The organism is Methylocystis sp. IM3, assembly GCF_038070105.1.
Taxonomy (GTDB): Bacteria; Pseudomonadota; Alphaproteobacteria; order Rhizobiales; family Beijerinckiaceae; genus Methylocystis.
Genome location: NZ_JBBPBZ010000002.1, coordinates 2964177 through 2986125 on the forward strand (window position 1 = coordinate 2964177; position 21949 = coordinate 2986125).

The 21949-nt window shown below is 65.4% G+C and carries 24 protein-coding genes; 17 read left to right on the forward strand and 7 right to left on the reverse strand.

Features of this window, described 5'->3' with window-relative positions; translation table 11 throughout:
• Positions 1-33 precede the first annotated feature (33 nt).
• Both WOC76_RS16390 and ychF read left to right on the forward strand, forming a co-directional pair.
• Positions 34-1785: a di-heme-cytochrome C peroxidase gene (locus tag WOC76_RS16390; protein ID WP_341105350.1), complete on the forward strand. Its 1752-nt coding sequence runs from the start codon at positions 34-36 to the stop codon at positions 1783-1785.
• Between the two features lie 100 nt (positions 1786-1885).
• Complete coding sequence (ychF, locus tag WOC76_RS16395; protein ID WP_341105347.1) at positions 1886-2983, forward strand: redox-regulated ATPase YchF; 1098 nt, start codon at positions 1886-1888, stop codon at positions 2981-2983.
• A gap of 144 nt (positions 2984-3127) precedes the next feature.
• Here ychF and phaR read toward each other — a convergent pair whose 3' ends face one another.
• Complete coding sequence (phaR, locus tag WOC76_RS16400; RefSeq protein ID WP_341389033.1) at positions 3128-3754, reverse strand: polyhydroxyalkanoate synthesis repressor PhaR; 627 nt, start codon at positions 3752-3754, stop codon at positions 3128-3130.
• A 248-nt stretch (positions 3755-4002) separates the two neighbouring features.
• Here phaR and WOC76_RS16405 point away from each other — a divergent pair, with 248 nt between their 5' ends.
• Entirely contained in the window at positions 4003-5178 is a 1176-nt protein-coding gene (locus tag WOC76_RS16405) for an acetyl-CoA C-acetyltransferase (RefSeq protein ID WP_341105346.1), read from the forward strand.
• A gap of 82 nt (positions 5179-5260) precedes the next feature.
• Complete coding sequence (gene phbB / locus WOC76_RS16410) at positions 5261-5986, forward strand: acetoacetyl-CoA reductase (RefSeq protein ID WP_341105345.1); 726 nt, start codon at positions 5261-5263, stop codon at positions 5984-5986.
• 117 nt (positions 5987-6103) lie between these two features.
• Here phbB and WOC76_RS16415 read toward each other — a convergent pair whose 3' ends face one another.
• Both WOC76_RS16415 and WOC76_RS16420 read right to left on the reverse strand, forming a co-directional pair.
• Entirely contained in the window at positions 6104-6424 is a 321-nt protein-coding gene (locus WOC76_RS16415; protein ID WP_341105344.1) for a hypothetical protein, read from the reverse strand.
• Positions 6425-6581: 157 nt separating this feature from the next.
• Entirely contained in the window at positions 6582-8663 is a 2082-nt protein-coding gene (locus WOC76_RS16420) for an elongation factor G (RefSeq protein ID WP_341105342.1), read from the reverse strand.
• Positions 8664-8821: 158 nt separating this feature from the next.
• Between WOC76_RS16420 and rph the strand changes: the two genes are divergently transcribed.
• The 11 genes from rph to WOC76_RS16475 all read left to right on the forward strand — a co-directional run bounded on the left by rph (position 8822) and on the right by WOC76_RS16475 (position 16327).
• Entirely contained in the window at positions 8822-9541 is a 720-nt protein-coding gene (rph, locus tag WOC76_RS16425) for a ribonuclease PH (protein ID WP_341105340.1), read from the forward strand.
• A complete protein-coding gene (gene rdgB / locus WOC76_RS16430) occupies positions 9538-10167 on the forward strand; it encodes an RdgB/HAM1 family non-canonical purine NTP pyrophosphatase (RefSeq protein ID WP_341105338.1) in 630 nt (209 codons plus the stop codon). The genes rph and rdgB overlap by 4 nt, the downstream gene beginning before the upstream one ends.
• Positions 10168-10280: 113 nt before the next feature.
• On the forward strand, positions 10281-11798 hold the full coding sequence (gene adh, locus WOC76_RS16435; RefSeq protein WP_341105337.1) for an aldehyde dehydrogenase: 1518 nt from the start codon (positions 10281-10283) through the stop codon (positions 11796-11798).
• A gap of 132 nt (positions 11799-11930) precedes the next feature.
• Positions 11931-12281 carry a DUF779 domain-containing protein gene (locus WOC76_RS16440; protein WP_341108740.1) on the forward strand — a complete coding sequence of 117 codons (351 nt, stop codon included), beginning with the start codon at positions 11931-11933 and terminating at the stop codon, positions 12279-12281.
• On the forward strand, positions 12278-12781 hold the full coding sequence (locus WOC76_RS16445) for a methylated-DNA--[protein]-cysteine S-methyltransferase (RefSeq protein WP_341105335.1): 504 nt from the start codon (positions 12278-12280) through the stop codon (positions 12779-12781). The genes WOC76_RS16440 and WOC76_RS16445 overlap by 4 nt, the downstream gene beginning before the upstream one ends.
• A 34-nt stretch (positions 12782-12815) precedes the next feature.
• Positions 12816-13226 (forward strand): flagellar basal body protein, encoded by a 411-nt coding sequence (locus WOC76_RS16450; RefSeq protein WP_341431497.1) that lies wholly within the window; start codon positions 12816-12818, stop codon positions 13224-13226.
• On the forward strand, positions 13223-13642 hold the full coding sequence (gene flgC / locus WOC76_RS16455) for a flagellar basal body rod protein FlgC (RefSeq protein ID WP_341105333.1): 420 nt from the start codon (positions 13223-13225) through the stop codon (positions 13640-13642). Before WOC76_RS16450 ends, flgC begins: the two co-directional genes overlap by 4 nt.
• Positions 13642-13968 carry a flagellar hook-basal body complex protein FliE gene (locus tag WOC76_RS16460; RefSeq protein WP_341431498.1) on the forward strand — a complete coding sequence of 109 codons (327 nt, stop codon included), beginning with the start codon at positions 13642-13644 and terminating at the stop codon, positions 13966-13968. Before flgC ends, WOC76_RS16460 begins: the two co-directional genes overlap by 1 nt.
• 13 nt (positions 13969-13981) lie before the next feature.
• The gene (gene flgG, locus WOC76_RS16465) at positions 13982-14770 is read left to right on the forward strand and encodes a flagellar basal-body rod protein FlgG (RefSeq protein ID WP_341105329.1); all 789 of its coding nucleotides are present in this window, start codon (positions 13982-13984) and stop codon (positions 14768-14770) included.
• Entirely contained in the window at positions 14767-15219 is a 453-nt protein-coding gene (flgA, locus tag WOC76_RS16470) for a flagellar basal body P-ring formation chaperone FlgA (RefSeq protein WP_341105328.1), read from the forward strand. Before flgG ends, flgA begins: the two co-directional genes overlap by 4 nt.
• Before the next feature lie 4 nt (positions 15220-15223).
• Positions 15224-16327, forward strand: a complete 1104-nt coding sequence (locus tag WOC76_RS16475; RefSeq protein WP_341105327.1) for a flagellar basal body P-ring protein FlgI — start codon at positions 15224-15226, stop codon at positions 16325-16327.
• Between the two features lie 83 nt (positions 16328-16410).
• Here WOC76_RS16475 and WOC76_RS16480 read toward each other — a convergent pair whose 3' ends face one another.
• A complete protein-coding gene (locus tag WOC76_RS16480) occupies positions 16411-17379 on the reverse strand; it encodes an outer membrane protein (protein ID WP_341105325.1) in 969 nt (322 codons plus the stop codon).
• Positions 17380-17736: 357 nt separating this feature from the next.
• Between WOC76_RS16480 and WOC76_RS16485 the strand changes: the two genes are divergently transcribed.
• Together WOC76_RS16485 and WOC76_RS16490 are read left to right on the forward strand one after the other, a co-directional pair.
• Entirely contained in the window at positions 17737-17922 is a 186-nt protein-coding gene (locus tag WOC76_RS16485) for a hypothetical protein (protein WP_341105324.1), read from the forward strand.
• Positions 17923-18348: 426 nt separating this feature from the next.
• Entirely contained in the window at positions 18349-19482 is a 1134-nt protein-coding gene (locus WOC76_RS16490) for an alpha-amylase (protein ID WP_341389042.1), read from the forward strand.
• Between the two features lie 31 nt (positions 19483-19513).
• Here WOC76_RS16490 and WOC76_RS16495 read toward each other — a convergent pair whose 3' ends face one another.
• The 3 genes from WOC76_RS16495 to fliN are packed head-to-tail and all read right to left on the reverse strand — an operon-like array spanning position 19514 to position 21947.
• The gene (locus WOC76_RS16495) at positions 19514-20602 is read right to left on the reverse strand and encodes an EscU/YscU/HrcU family type III secretion system export apparatus switch protein (RefSeq protein WP_341105322.1); all 1089 of its coding nucleotides are present in this window, start codon (positions 20600-20602) and stop codon (positions 19514-19516) included.
• Positions 20603-21625 carry a flagellar motor switch protein FliG gene (locus tag WOC76_RS16500; RefSeq protein WP_341389044.1) on the reverse strand — a complete coding sequence of 341 codons (1023 nt, stop codon included), beginning with the start codon at positions 21623-21625 and terminating at the stop codon, positions 20603-20605.
• Positions 21626-21641: 16 nt separating this feature from the next.
• A complete protein-coding gene (fliN, locus tag WOC76_RS16505; RefSeq protein WP_341108737.1) occupies positions 21642-21947 on the reverse strand; it encodes a flagellar motor switch protein FliN in 306 nt (101 codons plus the stop codon).
• Positions 21948-21949: the final 2 nt, after the last annotated feature.

Here is a 21949-nt window from a genome sequence, read left to right on the forward strand (position 1 = left end):
GATATATTTGGTTTTTCTATTGGAGATCATTCAATGTGGGAGAAGCGTAAACCCATTTCCCTGCTCGTTTTCGCGAGCCTGTCATCGATTGCCCTCGCCGCCGCCCCCGCGAAAGCGGAACTGAAATATGCGAGCCAGGGCGCACAATGGACGCAGGCGAGCCGCAGCGACTTCTATACGCGGGACCAGGGGGCGCGGATCATGCCCTTCGCCTGGTTCAAGGCGCTCAAGCGCGCCGACGGCTCGGCATTCCTCGACGACGGCCTGACCCGCTATGGCTATCTGCCCAATCCCGACAGCCCGACGCCCGGCCTCCCCGTCGGCTTTCTCACGGCCACGGAAAACAACGTCCGCACGCTCAGCATGACCTGCTCGGCGTGTCACACACGCCAGATCGAGGTGAACGGCGTCTCCTGGCGGATCGACGGCGGGCCTGCGCTGTCCGATTTCCAGTCGCTTCTTGCCGACATCGACGCGGCGGTGGACCGCGTCCTGAAAGACGGCGCGGCTTTCGACGGTTTCGCCAAGTCCGTCGGCGCCGCGAGCGAGGAGGCCCGTCAGGAGCTGCGCGACGACCTCCAGGCGTGGTTTGCGCCCTATCACGCGCTGATGAGCAAGGCGCTGCCCTCGCCGGCGTGGGGTGTGGGGCGCGCCGACGCGGTGTCGATGATCTTCAACCGCGTCGCCGGGCTCGACATCGGAGAGCCGCCGACCCGCATCATCCGGGACAACATCGAATCCGCGAATGCGCCAGTGCGCTATCCTTTCGTCTGGAACGCGCCCATTCAGGACACGACGCAATGGCCGGGCTTCGCCCGCAATGGCGACGATATTCTCGGCCTCGCGCGCAATGTGGGCGAGGTCTATGGCGTCTTCGGCGTCTATCGTCCCACAAAATCGATTCTGCCCGACGTCATCAACTTTCTGAACGATTCCTCCCTGAACTACGCCGGCCTGCAAAGGCTCGAAATTCTTCTCAAGCAGATCGAGCCGCCGAAATGGCCGTGGCCGCTCGACCCGGCGCTCGTCGCCAAGGGCGAGGAAATCTTCCATCGCGCCCCCAAGGACGGCGGCTGCGCGACAGGGTGCCACGAGGTCGCGACTGGCGCGGCGCGCGCCTGCAACCCCAGCACCTGGCGGACGCCGATACAGGATGTCGGAACCGACTCGAAGGAATATGCGGTGCTGGCCCGCGAGGCGCAGACCGGCGTGCTCGAAGGGGCGTCGCTGCCCTTCCTGCCGGGCCTCGACACGCCGCTGAAGTCCAAGGACAAGATCATCAGCATTCTCGGCCTGTCCGTCATCGGCTCGATCCTGGAGGCGCCGCTGCATTTCGGGCTGGATGTGTTCAGGCCGATCGTGGAGGAGTGTCTGCCGATCAGGCCGGCGACTCCGGCCGCCTTGCGGGCGGCGGTGATCGAGAAGATGCGGCAGGCGCTGGAGAATACCTACCGGAAGCCTGGCGAGGCGCCCCCGCCCGCTTATGAGTCGCGCGTGATGAAGGGCATTTGGGCGGCGGCGCCCTATCTGCACAATGGCTCGGTGCCGACGCTTTCCGACCTGCTCGAACCCGCCTCGAAGCGCCCCGCCTCGTTCAAGGTCGGCCGCGCCTATGACATCGACAAGGTGGGTCTCGCGCAGGAGCAGCCGGGGTTGAGTTCGACCTATACGGCCGACGACTGCGGCAAGCGCGACTCGGGCAACAGCCGCTGCGGCCACGAGTTCGGCGTCAAGCTTTCGGCGGACGAGAAAAAGGCCCTGCTGGAATATTTGAAAAGCCTCTGATCGCTCTCGCGAACGAGGGGGCGCCCGCGCCCCCTTGCCTTTTGCCGCGCCGCCCCGCATACCGCGCCCAAGCGAACAACTCCAATCGAACGGGACGGATATGGGCTTCAAATGCGGCATCGTCGGTTTGCCGAACGTCGGCAAATCGACTCTTTTCAACGCGCTCACGCAGACGGCGGCGGCGCAGGCCGCGAATTATCCCTTCTGCACCATCGAGCCCAATGTCGGCGCGGTGGCGGTGCCCGACCCGCGTCTCGAGACGCTGACGCAAATCGCCGGCTCCAAGCAGATCATCCCGACACAGCTCACCTTCGTCGACATCGCCGGCCTCGTGCGCGGCGCCTCCAAGGGCGAAGGCCTGGGCAACCAGTTCCTCGCCAATATCCGCGAATGCGACGCGATCGCCCATGTCGTGCGCTGTTTCGAAGACGGCGACGTGACTCATGTGGAAGGCGGCGTCGATCCCATCCGCGACATCGAGACGATCGAGACCGAGCTGATGCTCTCCGATCTCGAAAGCCTCGAAAAGCGCGTGGTCGCTCTGGAGAAGAAGGCCAAGGGCGGCGACAAGGAGGCGAAGGAGCTCGTCGAGCTGATGAACCGCTGCCTCGTCCTGCTGCGCGAAGGCAAGCCGGCCCGCATGACGAAAGTCTCCGAGGAGGAGCGCGCGGCTTTCAACGGGCTGGGGCTTCTGTCCTCGAAGCCGGTGCTCTACGTCTGCAATGTGGAAGAGGAATCCGCCGCCGAGGGCAACGGCAATTCGGCCAAGGTCGCCGCGCGCGCCGCAGAGGAAGGCGCGGCCTCGGTCGTCGTCTCGGCGAAGATCGAGAGCGAAATCGCGGTCATGCCGCCCGAGGAGCAAAAGGACTTCCTCGAGGCCGTCGGGCTGACGGAGCCGGGCCTCAACCGCGTCATCCGCGCCGGCTACGAGCTGCTGCATCTCATCACCTATTTCACGGTCGGCCCCAAGGAAGCCCGCGCCTGGACCATCGAAAAAGGCACGCGCGCGCCCCAGGCCGCCGGCGTGATCCACACCGATTTCGAAAAAGGCTTCATCCGCGCCGAGACCATCGCCTTCGACGATTACGTCGCCAACAAGGGCGAGGCGGGCGCCCGCGATGCGGGGCGGCTGCGGCTCGAGGGGAAGGACTATGTCGTCGCTGACGGCGACGTGATGCACTTCAGGTTCAATACGTGAGTTGAGCGAGGTCCGCAGTTGAATGCCCGCGACAAGCGCGGGCATGACGGGCTCCTGGATGGTCATGGCCGGGCTTGTCCCGGCCATCCATGCCCAGCCGGCCGTCCAACGCCCAAAGCGCGTGGCAGAAGATCGGGACCGCCCCTATCCCTGCTTCGACAAATTGTCGATCCGCTTGTTGAGCTCGTCGAGCTGACGCTTGAGCTCGGCCACATCCGCGCCGCCCTCCCGGGCGGGGGCGGCCTCGCGCTCGTCGAGCGAAGGGCCGGTCGTGCCTGTCACGCCTTCCGCCGGCAGGCCGAAGGGGTTGAACATGGTCAGCGCCTGACGAAACACGGCCATGTTCTTGCGGGTCTGCTCCTCGATCGCCTGAAAGGCGGCCCGCGTCGGCTCGGCGAAGGGGCCGGCCGGAAGCGCCGAGGTGAGCTGGTCGCGGAACTTCTGCTGCTCCTTGGTCAGCTTGTCGATGGAGAACTCCAGATAGCTCGGCACGAGCATCTGCATGGAATCCCCATAAAAGCGGATGAGCTGGCGTAGAAAGGCGATCGGCAGCAGGCTCTGGCCGTCCTTGCCCTCCTGCTCGAAGATGATCTGGGTCAGCACCGGGCGGGTGATGTCCTCGCCGGTCTTGGCGTCGCTGACGACGAAATCCTCGCCGCGCTTCACCATGCCGGCGAGGTCCTCGAGGGTGACGTAAGTGCTGGTGCCCGTGTCGTAGAGACGACGGTTGGCGTATTTCTTGATAACAGTAGGTTTCTTTTCCGTCGCCATACCTGCGCCGCCGCTCCCCTCGACCCGCCGGACGCCCAAAAAAACGCCAGGGACCATTCGTTCGACGATAAGCGCATTTTGGCGCCTGCGGCAATATTTTCCTCCGCGACGCCTTTCGCTCACGCTCAATTCCGTGCAAAACGGGCCGCGGCTTGACGAACGCAAGCGCGAAATGCTCAACCACATCCGCGCCGGCCGGGCGCAAACGGGGCTTCTCGAGAGCCCGACCCATCTGCAAGGAGACAGACATGACGACCGATATCGTGATCGTTTCCGCGGCGCGCACCGCCGTCGGATCGTTCAACGGAGCCCTTGGCGCGGTTCCGGCCCACGAGCTCGGCGCCGCTGCTGTCAAGGCCGCTCTAGAGCGCGCCGGGGTCGAGCCCGGTTCTGTCGATGAAGTCATCCTCGGCCAGGTGCTGACCGCCGCCCAGGGCCAGAACGCGGCGCGCCAGGCGGCGATCAAGGCCGGCATTCCCGATAGCGCCACCGCCTTCGGCATCAATCAGGTCTGCGGTTCGGGCCTGCGCGCCGTGGCGCTCGCCGCCCAGCAGATCCAGGCGGGCGACGCGTCGATCGTCGTCGCCGGCGGACAGGAGTCCATGTCGCTCTCGACCCATGCCGCGCAGCTTCGCACCGGCACCAAGATGGGCGACGTGAAGTTCATCGACACGATGATCATGGACGGGCTGACCGACGCCTTCAACAATTACCACATGGGCATCACGGCCGAGAACGTCGCCCGGAAGTGGCAGATCACCCGCGAGGAGCAGGACGCCTTCGCCGTCGCGTCGCAGAACAAGGCCGAGGCCGCCCAGAAGGCCGGCAAATTCAAGGACGAGATCGTCCCTTACACCATCTCCACTCGCAAGGGCGACATCGTCGTCGACGCGGACGAATACATCAAGCACGGCGTGACGCTCGAAGGCGTCTCCAAGCTCAAGCCCGCCTTCATCAAGGATGGGACGGTGACGGCCGCCAACGCCTCCGGCATCAATGACGGCGGCGCGGCGCTCGTCGTGATGAGCGCGGCCGAGGCCAAGAAGCGCGGCCTCACGCCGCTCGCCCGCATCGCGTCCTGGGCGACCGCCGGCGTCGATCCGTCCGTGATGGGCTCCGGCCCGATTCCCGCCTCGCGCAAGGCGCTGGAGAAGGCCGGCTGGAAGGTCTCCGACCTCGACCTCGTCGAGGCCAACGAAGCCTTTGCGGCCCAGGCCATCGCGGTCAACAAGGACATGGGCTGGAACACCGACATTGTGAACGTCAATGGCGGCGCCATCGCCATCGGCCATCCGATCGGCGCCTCCGGCGCGCGCATCCTCGTGACCCTGCTGCACGAAATGGGCCGCCGCAACGCGAAGAAGGGCCTCGCCACGCTCTGCATCGGCGGCGGCATGGGCATTGCGCTCACCGTGGAGCGCTGAGCCTCATCGAAGAGAGGCAGGAGAACACGCCGCGCGCCTTTGAACGCGCGCGGCTTTCCATTTGGAGAGAGAGGAGAGAAACGTGGCCAGAACAGCAGTTGTGACGGGCGGCACGCGCGGCATCGGCGAAGCGATTTCCAAGGCGCTCAAAGCGGCGGGCTACACTGTCGCCGCGACCTATGCGGGCAACGACGAGGCCGCCAACAAGTTCAAGGCGGATACGGGCATTCCGGTTTATAAATTCGACGTTTCCAATTACGACGCCTGCACCGCCGGCCTCGCGCAGATCGAGAAGGATCTGGGTCCGGTCGATATTCTCGTCAACAACGCGGGTATCACCAAGGACGGCTTCTTCCACAAGATGACGCTGGAGCAGTGGAACGCCGTCATCGGCACCAATCTCAACTCGCTCTTCAACGTCACGCGCCCGGTGATCAACGGCATGCGCGAGCGCGGCTTCGGCCGCATCATCGTCATCTCGTCGATCAACGGCCAGAAGGGCCAGGCGGGCCAGACGAACTACTCCGCCTCCAAGGCCGGCGACATCGGCTTCGTGAAGGCGCTGGCGCAGGAAAGCGCCGGCAAGGGCGTCACCGTCAATGCGATCGCGCCGGGCTATATCGCGACCGACATGGTCAAGGCCGTCGATCCCGAAATCCTGAAGAAGAACGTCATTTCCCACATCGCGGTCGGCCGCCTCGGCGAGCCGGAGGAAATCGCGCGCGCCGTGGTCTTCCTGGCGGCGGATGACGCCGGCTTCATCACCGGCTCGACGCTCACCATCAATGGCGGCCAGTATCTGACCTAGAGCTTCTCTACGAAAGCTTCAGCGCCAGACCGGCGGCCCCTGGAGGCCGCCGGTTTTTTGTTGGGCGTAGATAGGCTCTCAGGCCGCGCCCGCCGACTGACGAACCGGCGCGGCGCCTCAGTGACGTCCAGGCTGCCGCCGGTCCTGATCACGCCCGCCAGTCTCTTTCTGCTGCGGCGCCGGCTTCGGGCTGGGCCCTCCGGCGTAAGTATTGTGCCTCTTCAACAGGCAGGCGACCTCGCTCTTGTCCGGGCCGAGGGTGATTTTCCTCGCGCAGCGAAAATGCGCCGGCTTGCCCGGCGGCGTCCTCAGCTCGGGCTGCTTCTCGGCAGCTGCGCGGGGGCTTTCGCCCGCCACGGCGGCGCGTGCGTTCTCAGCCGCCGCGGCGCCGGGCAGGCTTGCGGCAAATATCCAGAAAACAAGCAGGAGAAGACGCATCTCGACGCTCCGGCGTTTTCGGCGACTATGCAGCCGCACAGGCATCCCCATGGCTCTCGATGCGGTAGATAGGGCGGCGATCCGAAACCCGCCATTACCGTCGTTCCGGAAGGGCGGGCCTGGCTTTGCATCCTGCGGGAGAGGAAGAGGGCGTAACTCAACCCGCTGCGGCGCGCGCCGGGTGACCGACGTGGGCGGCGACGATGTCGCGGGCCTGTTTGCCGACGACTTCGGCGAGATGATCGAAGCGCGCCTGGAAGAAGCCCGCGCCGGCCGTCGCCGAGCGCAGCTCGACGATGAGATTGTCCATCTCCGCCTCGGGAATGAGGGCCTCCAGCCTGTCCCAGCCCTCCCAGCCCTCGCGCGGCCCGAAGCCCATGATCTGCCCGCGCCGCCCCGAGACGAGCCCCGTCGCGCGCGACATGGCGTCGCTCGGCACGAAGATGTCCACGGCCAGAACCGGCTCGAGCAGAATGGGTTCGGCCTTGCCGAGCGCCTCGCTCATGCCGATGCGCGCCGCGGTGCGGAAGGCCATGTCCGAGGAATCGACGGTGTGATAGGAGCCGTCCGTCAGCACGGCCTCCACATCGACGACGGGAAAGCCCAGCGGACCATGGATCATGGCGTCCTGGCACCCGGCCTCGACCGAGGAGAAATACTGCTTGGGCACCGCGCCGCCATGGACCCGCTCGGAGAAGGCGAAGCCTTCGCCGCGCCCGCGCGGCGCGACCTCCAGCACCACGTCGCCGAACTGGCCATGCCCGCCCGACTGCTTCTTGTGGCGGCCGCGCACCGTCACCTTGTGGCGGATCGTCTCGCGATAAGCGACGGTCGGCTTCGCCACGTCGACGGCGACGCCAAAGCGCGATTGCAGACGCTCCAGCGCCACGCGCAGATGCATCTCGCCCTGACCGTAAAGCTTGATCTGCGACATCTCCTGATCGTGGACGAAGACGAGCGATGGATCCTCCTCGACGAGCTTCGCCATCGCCGCGGCGAGGCGCATCTCGTCCTTGCGGTCCTTCACCGAAAGCGCGATCGCATGCACGGGCTCCGGAACGCGCGCGCGCGTCGTTAGCGCGGCGCTCTCCGCGCGGCCGTCGGCGACCACCGTCTCGCCCGTCTGCGCGTGTTCGAGGCGGCCGAGCGCGACGACGTCTCCCTCCTTCGCTTCGCTCACCTTGGTCAGATTGGGGCCGAGCAGGCGTGAAAGTCCCGACAGGCGGTCCTCGCCATTGGGCGAGGTCACCGTCTGGCCATCGGAGAAAACGCCGCGCAGCACGCGCGCGACCGAAAGCTTGCCGCCGTGCGGCGTATGGATCGTGCGCAAAATGCGCGCAAGAGGCGGTCCGTTTTCCGCAACGCCGAGGCGCGCCCGCATGTCGGCGACGCCCGGCGCTTCGTGGCGCAGCGCCTTGAGAAGGCGCGTGACGCCCGCGCCGCGCTCGGCCGAACCGATGAAGACCGGCGCCACGAGCCCCGCGCGCAGCTCTTTCGTCAAATCGTCGAAGACCTGATCGCGCGGCGGCTCGATGTCGGAGATGAGCTCCTCCATCAGCGCGTCGTCGTAATCGGCGAGGCGCTCCAGCATGGAGTAGCGGGCTTCCTTTTCCGTCGCCGCCTCGCCTTTCGGAATCTCGATCACCTCCGAGGGCGCGTGTTCGCGATAGACATAGGCGCGCTCGAGCGCCAGATCGATGAAGCCGACGGCGACGCCATTGTTCCAGATGGGGATCTGACGCAGGAGCAGCGGCGTGCGCGACGCGGGCTGCAGGACGCCGAGCGCCTGGCGCACGTCGATCGTCGCGGCGTCGATCTTGTTGAGAAAGAGAAGATGCGGAACGCCGAGCTCCTCGAGCTGGCGCAGCGTCAGTTGCAGCGCAGGAATCTTGCGCTCGTCGGCCTCGCACACCACGATCGCAGCGTCGACGACGGGAAGGATGTTGCGCGCCTCATGGGCGAATTCGACCGAGCCGGGAAGATCGATGAAACTATATCGGTCGCCCATGTAGTCGACGGTCGCGATATTGGACTCGACGCTCATCCTGTGGGCGCGCGCCTCCGGGCTCGCGTCGCCGAGGCTCGCGCCGTCGGCCACGGCGCCCTGACGCGGGATCGCCCCCGCATGGGACAAAATGGCTTCCAGTAGAGTTGTCTTGCCGCATTGGAAGGGACCGGCCAGCGCGATCAGCCGGGGTCCCCGCGCTCTCGCTTCGTGGGAAGAGGTCGACTCGCCCATCATATCCTCCCTTATGCGCCGAAGCCTTTTCGGCCGGCTCCGTTGTTTCATGCTCCCACTACAATCCAATTAGCGCAAGCGAGGAATAAGGGAGGCGCTTCCAAGACGCGCCAAAGCGGGTTAGAACGACTCTAATTCCAAAGAAGAAGGGTTTCTTGATGCGTCCCAGCAAGCGCGCGCCCGACGAGATGCGCTCCGTGAGCTTCGAGCGCGGCGTGGCCCGTTACGCCGAAGGCTCCTGTCTCGTGAAATTCGGCAATACGCATGTTTTGTGCGCCGCATCGCTGGAGGACAAGCCGCCGCCGTGGCTGCGCGGCCAGGGCCGCGGCTGGGTGACCGCGGAATATTCCATGCTGCCGCGCGCCACCCACACGCGCACGCGCCGCGAATCTTCCGCCGGCAAGCTCACCGGACGCACGCAGGAGATCCAGCGCCTCATCGGCCGCAGCCTGCGCGCCGTGACCAATCTCCCCGCGATCGGCGAGCGTCAGATCGTGCTCGATTGCGATGTGATTCAGGCCGACGGCGGCACGCGCACGGCGTCGATCACCGGCGCGTGGCTCGCGCTGCGCGACTGTTTCGAATGGATGCGGTCGCGCTCGATCATCAAGGAAAATCCGCTGCGCGATCACGTCGCGGCCGTCTCCTGCGGCATTTTCAACGGAACGCCGGTGATCGATCTCGATTACGCCGAGGACTCCACCGCGCAGACCGACGCCAATTTCGTCATCACCGGATCCGGCGGCCTCGTCGAGATTCAGGCCACGGCCGAAGTCGCGGTTTTCTCGCAGGACGAACTCGGCGCCATGCTCGCGATGGCGCAAAAGGGCGTCGCCGATCTCGTTGCGCTGCAACGGGCGGCGCTGGAGGCGAAATGACCCACCGCAGGATCGCCGGCAAGCTCGTCATCGCGACGCACAATCCCGGCAAGCTCTGGGAGCTCCAACAATTGCTCACGCCGCATGGCGTCGACGCCGTCTCCGCGGGCGAACTCGGCCTCGCCGAGCCCGAGGAGACGGAGACGACATTTCGCGGAAATGCGGCGCTGAAGGCGCGCGCGGCGGCGATGGCCTCGGGCCTGCCGGCCTTCGCCGACGACTCGGGCCTCTGCGTCGATGCGCTCAATGGCGCGCCGGGCGTCTATTCCGCGCGCTGGGCGGGCGAATCGAGAGACTTCAAGGCGGCCTGCGACCTCGTGCGCCGCCGGCTCGAGGAGCGCGGGGCGGCGCCGCCCTATCGCGCCAATTTCACCTGCGCGCTGGCGATCGTCTGGCCCGACGGCCACATCGAGGAGTTCGAGGGCCGCGTCGACGGCGCGCTCGTGTTTCCGCCCAAGGGCGACAAGGGCTTCGGTTACGATCCGATCTTCAAACCGGACGAGCTCGACAAGACCTTCGGCGAGATGATGTCGGCCGAGAAGCACGCGCTGCCCGGCGACGGCTCGCGCGCCCTGTCGCATCGCGCGCGGGCGTTTCAGGCCATGGCGAAGGCCTGCCTGGACTGAGATAAAGCCGCGACATCAGCCCTTTCTCTTGGCTCCGGCCTGTGCGTTACTATCTCTCGGCTAGGAACAGCGCGAAAGCGCGCGCCGGGATGGAAACGCAAAGAAGGCCGCCGATGACCAAGCACGAGACTTTCGCCGCCTCGAAACCGCCCTTCGAGGCGCGTTACGGCAATTTCATCAATGGCGAATGGGCGGACGCGAAATCGGGCCGCACCTTCGACAACATCTCGCCCATCACCGGCCGGAAGGTGTGCGAGATTGCGCGCTCCGACAAGGACGACATCGAGGCCGCGCTCGACGCCGCCCATGCCGCCAGGACCGCCTGGGGCGCCACGAGCGCCGCCGAGCGCGCGCGCCTTCTCAACAAGATCGCCGACCGCATGGAGGAAAATCTCGAGCGTCTCGCCGTCGCCGAGACCTGGGACAATGGCAAGCCGATCCGCGAGACCATGGCCGCCGACGTGCCGCTCGCCATCGATCATTTCCGATATTTCGCGGGCGCCGTGCGCGCGCAGGAAGGCGGCATTTCCGAGATCGACCACGACACCGTCGCCTATCATTTCCATGAGCCGCTCGGCGTCGTCGGCCAGATCATTCCATGGAACTTCCCGCTTCTGATGGCGGCCTGGAAACTCGCGCCCGCGCTCGCCGCCGGCAATTGCGTCGTGATCAAGCCCGCCGAGCAGACGCCCGCGAGCATTCTCGTCTGGGCGCAGATCGTCGGCGACCTTCTGCCGAAAGGCGTGCTCAACATCGTCAACGGCTTCGGCCTCGAAGCCGGCAAGCCACTCGCCTCGTCGAACCGCATCGCCAAGATCGCCTTCACCGGCGAGACGACGACGGGCCGACTCATCATGCAATACGCCAGCCAGACGCTCATCCCGGTGACGCTCGAACTCGGCGGCAAATCTCCCAACATCTTCTTCGAGGACGTGGCGCGCGACGACGACGACTTCTTCGACAAGGCGGTCGAGGGCTTCGTGATGTTCGCGCTCAATCAGGGCGAGGTCTGCACCTGCCCGAGCCGCGCGCTCGTCCACGAAAAGATCTACGACCGCTTCATGGCGCGCGCGCTCGAACGGGTTGCGGCGATCAAACAGGGCAACCCGCTCGATCCCGAAACGATGATCGGCGCGCAGGCGTCTTCCGAGCAGCTCGAAAAGATCCTGAGCTACATCGACATCGGCAAGCAGGAAGGCGCAAAGGTGCTCGAGGGCGGCGAGCGCAACATGCTCGACGGCGATCTTGCTGGCGGTTTCTACGTGAAGCCGACTGTCTTGCAGGGCCACAACCGCATGCGCGTCTTCCAGGAGGAGATCTTCGGCCCGGTCGTGTCGGTGACGACGTTCAAGGATGACGAGGACGCCCTGCAGATCGCCAATGACACGCTCTACGGATTGGGCGCCGGAGTGTGGAGCCGCGACATCAATCGCTGCTACCGTTTCGGCCGCGCGATTCAGGCCGGTCGCGTCTGGACCAACTGCTATCACGCCTATCCGGCGCACGCCGCTTTCGGCGGCTACAAGCAATCCGGCATCGGGCGCGAGAATCACAAGATGATGCTCAATCATTACCAGCAGACCAAGAACATGCTGGTGAGCTACAGCCCGAAGAAGCTGGGGTTCTTCTAAAGGCCCCTCCCAACCCTCCCCCGCGTCGCGGGAGAGGGAGCTTTATAGAGAATGCGGATCGTGAGCGTCCCCTCTCCCGCCAAGCGGAGGCGGGACAGGGAGGGGGTCTTGGAGGACACAACGGGTAAGCCGATGCGCGTAACAGCGACGGAAGCCGCCCTCGACTTCGTCGCGCGTCTGCGCGCCGAGCATGGCGACATCCTCTTTCACCAGTCAGGGGGCTGCTGCGACGGCTCGGCGCCCATGTGCTATCCGCGTGGCGACTTTCTCACGGGCGACAACGACGTGCTGCTCGGCGAGATCGGCGGCGCGCCCTTCTACATTGGCGCGGCGCAGTTCGATTACTGGAAACACACCCAGCTCATCATCGACGTGGTGCCGGGACAGGGCGGCATGTTCTCGCTCGACAATGGCACGGGCAGGCGCTTCCTCACGCGCTCGCGTCTCTTCGACGATGCCGAACTCGCGGAGCTTACGACATGATCCGCTTTGCAGTGCGCCGATGCAGCCTCGGCCTCGCGCTCGTCGCGACGAATGAGAAGGGCGTCTGCGCCATCCTGCTCGGCGACGAAGAAGAGGCGCTGCGGGAGGAACTGCGCCGCCGCTTTCCAAGAGCCCAGCTTACGGAAACGGAGCAGGATCAAGAGGGCTTCGTCGCCGCCGCGCTCGCCCTTCTGGACGCGCCGGCCTCGCGCCCCGAATTTCCGTTCGATGCGCGCGGCACCGAGTTTCAGCGTCGCGTCTGGGCGGCGCTGCGCGACATTCCGCCGGGCGAGACGGCGAGCTATGCGGAGATCGCCCGGCGCATCGGCGCGCCGACGGCGACGCGCGCCGTCGCCGGCGCCTGCGGCGCCAATCCGATCGCCGTCGCCATCCCCTGCCATCGCATCCTGCGCAGCGACGGCCAGCTTTCGGGCTATCGCTGGGGCGTCGCCCGCAAGCGCGCGCTGCTGGCGCGCGAAAGGCGCGCGCCAGAGGCCTGAAACCTCCAGCCAGACACAAGCGGGCGCGCCTAGCTTGGCCTCATTCGATCATGTGAGGCCGAATATGGAGCCAGTGTATCTCTTCAAACTCATTGACCAGCAGAAGAGCTGGCTGTCGACCCGGCAGTCGCTCGTCGCGCAGAATGTCGCCAACGCCAATACGCCCGGCTACAAGGCGCTCGACACATTGCCCTTCGAGCGCGTGATGGAGCGCAGCGCGCTCGAAATGGCGGGCTCCTCTCCCCTGCACATGCGTCCCTCCCCGAGCGAAGCCATGGCCGCCGCGGCGAAGCCCGCGGAGACCTGGGAGACGACGATCTCCGGCAACACCGTCTCTCCCGAGCAGGAGATGATCAAGGCCGGCGAAATCCGCGGCGCCTTCACGCTCGACACCAATCTCATGCGCAGCTTCCACACGATGTGGATGTCGGTGGCGCGGCCATGATCGATCCGCTCGACGCTTCCCTCAAGATCGCCGCCTCCGGCCTCGCCGCCCAGTCCGCGAGACTGCGCGTCGTCTCCGAAAACATGGCGAACGCACAGTCCACGGGAAAAACCGCCGGGGCCGATCCTTACCGGCGCAAGACCGTCTCCTTCGCCAATGAACTCGACCGCGCGAATGGCGTCAATCTCGTGAAGATCAACGCCATCGGGACCGATCCGAGCCCTTTCGCGATCGAGCGCGATCCCGGCAATCCCGCGGCCGACGCCAATGGCGACGTCAAGCGGCCCAATGTGAACATGCTTCTCGAGATGGGCGATCTGCGCGAAGCCAATCGCGCCTATGAGGCCGATCTGCAAATCATGAAACAGACGCGCGACCTCGTCGCGATGACCGTCGATCTTCTGAAAGGCGCCTGATGCTTCCTCTGACCTCCATCGCGGCCGCCGCTGTCGGCCCGCTCGCGGAAACGGCGGCGACCGCCCTCGCCCAGCCCCCCCGCCCCGCCGCCACGGCCGAGGCCGCCGGCGCCTCCTTCGGCGAGGTGTTGCAGCAATACGCCGCGCAGACCGTCGACTCGCTGAAGACTGGCGAAGCGGCGGCCATCGCCGGCGTCGACGGCAAGGCATCCCTGCAGAAGGTCGTCGGCGCGGTGATGCAGGCCGAGCGCGATCTGCACACGGCGATCGCGCTGCGCGACAAGGCGGTTTCCGCCTATCAGGAAATTAGCCGCATGGCGATCTGAGGGAGCACGCGTCTTGAGAGCACTCGCCATCGCTGCGACGGGCATGAGCGCGCAGCAGCAAAACATCGAAGTCATTTCCCACAACATCGCCAACATCAACACAACGGGCTTCAAGCGCGCGCGCGCCGAATTCACCGATCTGCTCTATCAGACGGAACGTCTCCAGGGCGTCTCCAACCGCGGCCGCGACGCCACCGTGCCGCAGGGCTCGCAGTTCGGCCTCGGCGTGCGCACCGCCGCCGTGCGCAGCCTGCAACAGCAGGGCGCCATGAGCAACACCGGCAATCCGTACGATCTGAGCCTCAACGGGCGCGGCTGGTTTCAGATCCTCGGCGCCGACAACGAGACCGTCTATACGCGCGCCGGCTCCTTCAGCACCAACGCCAATGGCGAACTCGTCACGGTGGACGGCTATCAGCTTTCCCCGACGATCACGGCGCCAAACAACGCGCTGAGCGTCTCGATCAGCCAGACCGGCGTCGTCTCCGCCATGATCGCGGGACAAACCAATCCGCAGCAGCTTGGCCAGATCACCATCGCGACCTTCCCCAATGACGCGGGTCTCGAGGCGCTCGGCGGCAATCTCTTCCGCCAGACCGCGGCCTCGGGCCAGCCCATCGTCGGCGTGCCCGGCGATCCGGGCTTCGGCGTCGTCAACCAGGGCTATCTCGAAAGCTCCAACGTCGATCCGGTGAAGGAGCTCGTCAATCTCATCGCGGCGCAGCGCGCTTTCGAACTCAACTCGAAGGTCATTCAGGCCGCCGATGAAATGGCCGGCACGATTTCGAAAGGCATCAGATGACCCTTTCCCGCTGTCTGCTCGCCGCTTTGCTCGCGACCGGCGCCGGCGTCGCGCAGGCGCAGGAGAGTTTTCCCGTCGCGCGCGTCACGATCTATCCCGGCGACGCCATCACCAAACAGATGCTCGACGCGCGCGTGGGCGCCGTCGCGCCGGAGTCGCAAGGCTTCTACATGCGCACGCGCGAGGGGCTCGTCGGCAAGGTCGCGCGCCGCACGCTGTTGCCGGGGCAGCCCATCCCGGTCATCGCCATCGACAATCCGCGCCTCGTCGCCGTCGGCGCGCAGGTCAAGATCGTCTATGCCGAGGGCGGCCTGCATATCGTGGCCTATGGAATCGCGCAGCAGGCCGGAGGCGTCGGCGACGTAATCCGCATTCGCAATCAGGACAGCGGCCTCTTCCTTTCGGGCCGCGTGCAAAGCGACGGCTCCGTGCGCGTCGGCGAGGGCTGACGATATGCGGCGCTTCGTCGTCCTCGCGGCCTTGCTGCTCTTCGCGCCCGCCGCAGAGGCGGACGTGCGCATCAAGGACATCACGTCGCCGGTCGGGCCGCGCGAATATCAACTCGTCGGCTACGGCCTCGTCATCGGCCTGCAGGGCACGGGCGACACGATGCGCAACGCGCCCTTCACGGAGCAGTCGACCTCCGCGCTGCTCGACCGCATGGGCGTCAATGTGCGCCCCAATAACAGCATGCGCACGCGCAACGTCGCCGCCGTCATGGTGACGGCCTCGCTGCCGCCCTTCACGAGCTGGGGCACCACGATCGACGTCACCGTCTCCTCCATGGGCGACGCCACCTCGCTGATGGGCGGCACGCTGGTGCTGACCTCGCTCACGGGACTGGACGGCGCTGTTTACGCCATTGCGCAGGGGCCGATCGCGGTCTCGGGCTTCGCCGCGCAGGGGCAGAATGAATCGCTGACCCATGGCGTCGCGACGGTCGGGCGCATTCCCAATGGCGCGACGATCGAGCGCGAGCCGCCGCGCCCCACGGCCGGCGAGGACGGTCCGCTGGTCCTGCAATTGCGAAATCCGGATTACGCGACTTCCGTGCGCGTCGCCGACGCCGTCAACAAATTCACCCGCCAGCGCTACAAGTCCGCGCTGGCGCAGGAGCGCGACGACCGCAGCGTGCTGCTGACGCTGCCGAGAGGCGCCCATGCGACGCGCTTTCTGGCGGAGGTCGGAGATTTGCGGGTGCCGGTCGAAACGCCCGCGCGCGTCATTATCGACGAGCGTACGGGCACGGTCGTCATCGGCGCCGACGTGCAGATTTCTCCCGTCGCCGTCACACAGGGCGGCCTCACAGTGCGCATCACGGAAACGCCGGAGGTCTCCCAGCCCGCGCCTTTCTCAAACGGCCGCACGACCGTCACGAGCCAGACCACGATTTCCGCCGCCGAACCGGCGGGTCAGGTCGCCATGCTGGCGGGCGCCTCGCTGAAACAGCTGGTGAAAGGACTGAACGAAATCGGGCTCAAACCCACCGGGATCATTTCAATCCTGCAGGCGATCAAGAGCGCCGGGGCGCTGCAGGCCGATCTCCTGATCCAGTGACGGCCCTGCAAAACGAAAGAAGCCCGGCGAATCGCCGGGCTTCTTCCTCGCTATTGAAAACGACGAGGCTGGAGCGTCGTTTATCAATATTTCGCGACGACCGGAGCGGGAGCGCCCCAGTTGAAGTGATAGTTCACGCCAGCGCGAACAATGTTGCCGTTGAGGCGCGCACGCACCTGGCCGCCGAACAGGGCGCCGCCGTTGCCGCCGAAGGCGCCCGGGAAGTTCGGGTCGAACGACGCCAGGGCGAAGTTCTGCGTGACCGTGCCGAGATCGTAATACAGATACTCGACCTTGGCCGACCAGTTCGGCATGAACATCCACTCGAGGCCGCCGCCGGCCGTCCAGCCGACCTGCGTGTTCGAGAAGTTGACGCCGCCGAAGCTCGGAGCCAGCGTATTGCCCCAGATGCCCGACGGGACGACAGCCGACGCATAGTTCAGCGTCACGCCGCCATAGGCCAGACCGCCCGTGCCATAGACCAGCAGGGTGGGGGTGAACAGCCAGCCGAGGCGGCCGCGCACCGTGCCGAGATAGTCGAGGCTGCCGCGCACGCTGTGGATGCCGGCGAAGGAGTCGCCGAGCGCGCTGCCGGCGATGCCGGGAACGGCCGAGCCGGTCGCGAAGGTGCGCGACGAATTGCTGGAGGCGATGCCCTGGATGTCAGCCTCGAGGCCCACAACGAAGTTGTTGTAGAACTGCCAGTTGTAGCCGATCTGGCCGCCGCCGATGAAGCCGACGTTGTTGCCCGTGTTCACGCCGCCCGCAGAGGCGGCCAGGCTGAAGGCGCCGATGTAGTTGGCCTGCTCGCCGGTGATCCAGCCGGGCGACCAGTTCGGGGCCACGCCGACCGGGCCGACCGCGACGACCTGCTGGTTGCTGTTGGCCCAGGTGGCGCCGGCGTTCAGACCGACGTAGAAACCGGTCCACATGGGCGGCGGCGGGGGCGGCGGGGGAAGGACCGGCGGGCCCTTGCGGGAGGGGAGATCGGCGGCGAGCGCAGAACCAGCGGTCAGCGCGAGCGCGGCGACGGAAAGAGCGATCTTCTTCATTCAAGCCTCTTTGAACAAAATTCTGTCGGAACCGCGCCCAAGCGCACGCCCCCAACCTTTTTTGGCCAGGCCTGGCCGGAGAAACGATTCTTCCCCCCGCTCAGCCATGACCCTATCCATCAGTAAGGCGACTGCACAGTCAACGAAATCTGACGAACAGACATAAGCTTAGCCGCAGTTTGATTACATTGTGTTGCGAAAAGGGCACAAAAAATTCGGGTGGTTTTTGGGGGGGCACGCCGGCTTTTGAGCCGCCCCACGATGCCGCGAGCGCCTGAAAGCTACGCTTGAATATATTAGCTTCGTCTCATATATGGTCGTCATGCCCAACATGTCGGGAAAGGCGCACGGGTCGCTATGGATCAGACGAACAAACGCGTGAAATATGGTTTCGATGAATTCAAACTCGGCGACGCCTGGCGCTATTACAGCGTCTCGCTCAACCGCATCCGCAGCGCGGCCCAGATGTTTGGCCTGCGCCACGGGATGAAATTCAAGGTGCGGCAGCGTGGCAAGTCCGTCCTTGTCGAGCGCCTCGTCTGAAGGCCGCGACACACTCTTCCTCCCCAGACTTGGCTCGGAGCAATCCGGGCCATTTTTTCGCCCTCGGAGCGCCTCGGTTCGACGTTCGCGAGCCGGGCGTTTGCGGACCGTCGCCGCTGGAAGCGCCCGCTGACTTCAAACGAGTAAATGAACCGCAGTTCGCCTATTCTTTGTCATCCGTTCCGCTCGGGTCGGAAGCAGTCGGATCCCTGCGAGCCTGTTCGCGAGGCTAAAACCAGCGCATTACAATAGCGCCGCGCCTGGCGCGATACTTGCAAATTGATGGCGCACCACGTTTCGCGTGGTCGACTCAACGACGGGTCAAAAACAGCAACGCCGCTGTTCCAGACGTTCCGCGCCGCGCGCGGGACATCTGGACAGCGGCTTTTTTGTTTTGGGCTCGTGCGGGCGCTAGGGCGGCTGATCATGAAAACAGGACAGAATATTCGACACGCAATTATCACTTCTGCGATGGCGCTGGGCGCAACGGTTTTTCCCTTTGGCTTCTCGAGCGCCGGCGCAGCGGAGATCACGAAAAAGCCGGCGGCGTCCGCGCCGGCGGCCGTTCCGACTCCTCCCCCTCCGCCGCCCGCGCCGTTGGGCGTCTTTGGCGTCGATATGCCCGCCCCGGGAAAGCTGATTTTGTCCATCACGCCCGTTTTCGCCAATCTGTCGGGCATCAAGATGGGCACGCGAACGGTCTGGAACGAATATATCGTTTCAACCGTGCCCTTTTTCCTGAACCCGAGACAGACGGTGCGCATCGTTCCTCAGAACATTGCGCTTGCGACGCAAATCCTGGGTCTCAATTATGGCGTTACGAAAGACTTCGCAGTGGTTTTCACGGCCGGCATGGTCGAGCGCAATCTCGAGGCGTTGACCTTCAAGGGGACATCCGGAATCATCCCGCTTGGCTGGAGCTACCCGTCAACAGCAGGCCTCGCGGATTTCACCCTGTCCGGCGTCTATCGCATCTATCAGGATGAGATCCATCGCATCCAGATCAATGTCGGTCTCGCATTTCCAACCGGCGTCAACAACGCCACCTTCTCGGATTTCCTGCTGCCGAACGGCCTGCGCAGCAATATACGCGCTTTCTATGGGATGCAGCCTGGCGCGGGCACGTTCGACGCCATGCCGGGCATCGTTTATGCCGGCAATCTGGGGCCGTGGTCCTGGGGTCTCTCATATCGGGCGAGACTGCCCCTCGCCGCCAACCGGCAGGGGTATCGCTGGGGCGATCTGCACGAGTTCAACGGTTGGGCCGGTTACACATGGACGCCAGGGCTGACGACGACTTTCCGGGCGAGCGGCGTCGCGCAAGGCCCCATCCGTGGCCTCGATCCCGAAATCCGCGGCGCCGCCGTGCCCGCCAATCCGCTTTTTTATGGCGGTCAGCGCATCGAACTCTTCGGCGGCGCGGTAATCAGCGGCAAGTTCATCGGCTTCGAGAACACGACGCTCGCGGTCGAGGCGGGCCTCCCTGTCTATCAGAATCTCAACGGGCCTCAGATCATGAAGAACTGGCAGGCCGGCATGTCGCTGCGATTCAAAATCTGAGCGCCGGGCGCGCCTGCAAATTGATCAGCCTTTAACGCAGACCCGAAGACGAGCGCCTGCTCGACAGGCGCTCGAGGAAATGAATCAGCTCGGCGACCGGCCGATAGAACTCCTGCGGAATCATCTTGTCGATCTCCACGACGTCGTACATCGCGCGCGCGAGCTCCTTGCGCTCCAGCACCGGCACGCCATGCTGCTCGGCGACCTCGCGGATTTTGAGCGCGACCAAGTCCTTGCCCTTCGCCAGCACCATCGGCGCGCCGCCTTCCTCGCGGACATAGCGCAGCGCGATGGCGAAATGCGTGGGGTTGGCGATGACGAAGCTCGCATCGGGAACGGCGGCGAGCATGCGGCGGCGCGAGCGATCCATCGCAAGAGAGCGCATGCGCGCCTTGACCAGCGGATCGCCCTCGGACTGCTTGAACTCTTCCTTCAATTCCTGACGGCTCATGCGCAGATCGCGGCGCCATTTGAAGCGCGTCCAGAAGAAATCGGCGAGCGCCATGAGCGACACGGCGATCGCCACGACGCTGACGAGATGGATGACGAGCCGCAGCGTTATCGAGGGAAGGCTCGCGGGCTCCATGCCCATGGCGTCGGCATAGAGAGAACGATCCCCGGAGGCGACGATCGCCATGGCGCCGCCCATGATCGCGATTTTGACCGCGGATTTGGCCGGCTCCAGCGCCGAGGCGAGACTGAAGAGGCGGCCGAGGCCCGCCATCGGAGAAATCCGCGCGACATCGGGCATGATGCGGTCCAGCACGAGGCGCGGAGCGCCTTGCACGAAGGCGCCTGCGAGGCCCGACAGCACGAGCACGAGAAGCAACGGCGTCAGGAAGCCGGCGAGCTCCATGGCGACGGCCTCGAGATAACGGGACGCGTCGCCATCCGAATGCAGGCGCAAGGCGCCGCAATTCGCCAGAAGAAGCTGTAACGATCGAGAAAGCTGCGCGACGCTCGAACTCGCGAGAAACGCGAGCGCGCCGAGAAGCCCCAGGACGCCGAAGGCGGTCGAGACGTCGCGCGAAACCGGCGTATTGCCCTGTTCGAGCGCATCGCCGATCTTTTTCTCTGTGGCCTCTTCCGTTTTGGAGTCGGCGTCTTCGCCTTGCGACACTTACGCCGCCTCGCCGCGTCTTTCGGCCACAAGATCGATGAGCCCCTGGCTCGAAAGCCGCAATGTCAGATTGGCGATCTCGCGCTGCGCCGTCACGACCTCCTTTTTCGGCGGATCGGCGGCCGACGCCAGCTCCGACTCGACCATGCGCCTCGTGCGCGCGGAAAGACAGGGAAGCACCGCCTCGCGCACGGAGGCGTCGCTGCCGCGCAGCGCCAGGATCAGCCGATCGATCTGCACCTGATCGAAGATGATCATGCGAGCGCGCTCGCTCAAGCCGACAATATCCTCGAAGGAGAAGATCATCGACTTGAGCTGCTCGGCGAGGACAGGCTCGGAGCGCGCGATGCCCTCGATGATTTCGACGATGTGTTCCCGCTCGAGCTGATTGACGATGCCCGCAACACGCGCGCTCACCTCATTCGTCGAGGGCGCGCTCGCCGCCGCGAAGAGATCCTCCTGCAACGCCTCCTCGACGATATGCAGCACATGCTCGGAGACAGGCTTCGAGACGAGCATCCGCCGCATGGCCTCCGCGCGCAGCGCGCCCGGCAGCAGCGCAAGCACGCGGGCGGCGACCGCCGGATCGACGCGGGACAGGAGGATCACGACCGTCTGCGGATGTTCGGCCCCGAGATAATTGGCCAGCACCTGGTCCGACAGGCCGCCGACACGACGCCAGAGGAATTTGTTCGATCTCCCCCGCAGCTCGGACATGATGTCGGCGACCTGCTCATCCGGCAGGGCGCTCGCGAGCAATTCCTCCGCGACGGATTCACCGCCGAGAAGATCCGGCTGCCCGTTGCTGATCTCGTCGATGAGACCGTTGCAAATCTCTTCCAGCGCCGCCGACGGCACGATGTCGAGAGTCGCGGCGACCCGCGCGATCTGCTTGAGCTCGCCATGGTCGAAATGTTTGAGCACCCGGCTGGACGCTTCGCGATCGAGCGCGAGCAGCACAGCGGCGATCTTTTCAGGGCCGCCGAGTGGGCGGCCAGCGTCCGGGAGGGGGTGGATCGTCATGCCGGTTGTCTAAAGCCTAGCGCGGTTGCTCACTCTGCGGTTCGCAAATTTCGGTCAGGGAAACGCCGAAGCGGGCGCCGTCTTCCTCGACGACGACAACTTCGCCGCGCGCGATGGTGCGGCCATTGACCACCACATCCACGGGGTCGCCGACGCGGTGATCGAGCGGCACGACGGCGCCGCGCCCGAGTTTCAGGAGATTGGACACGGGCAGCGTCGCGGAGCCCACGACGACCTGCAAAACGACCGGAATTCGCAGGATGGAGTCGATCCGCCGGGAGCTGACCTTCGGCTCATCCTCCCCGACGCCGGCGAGCGGCATGT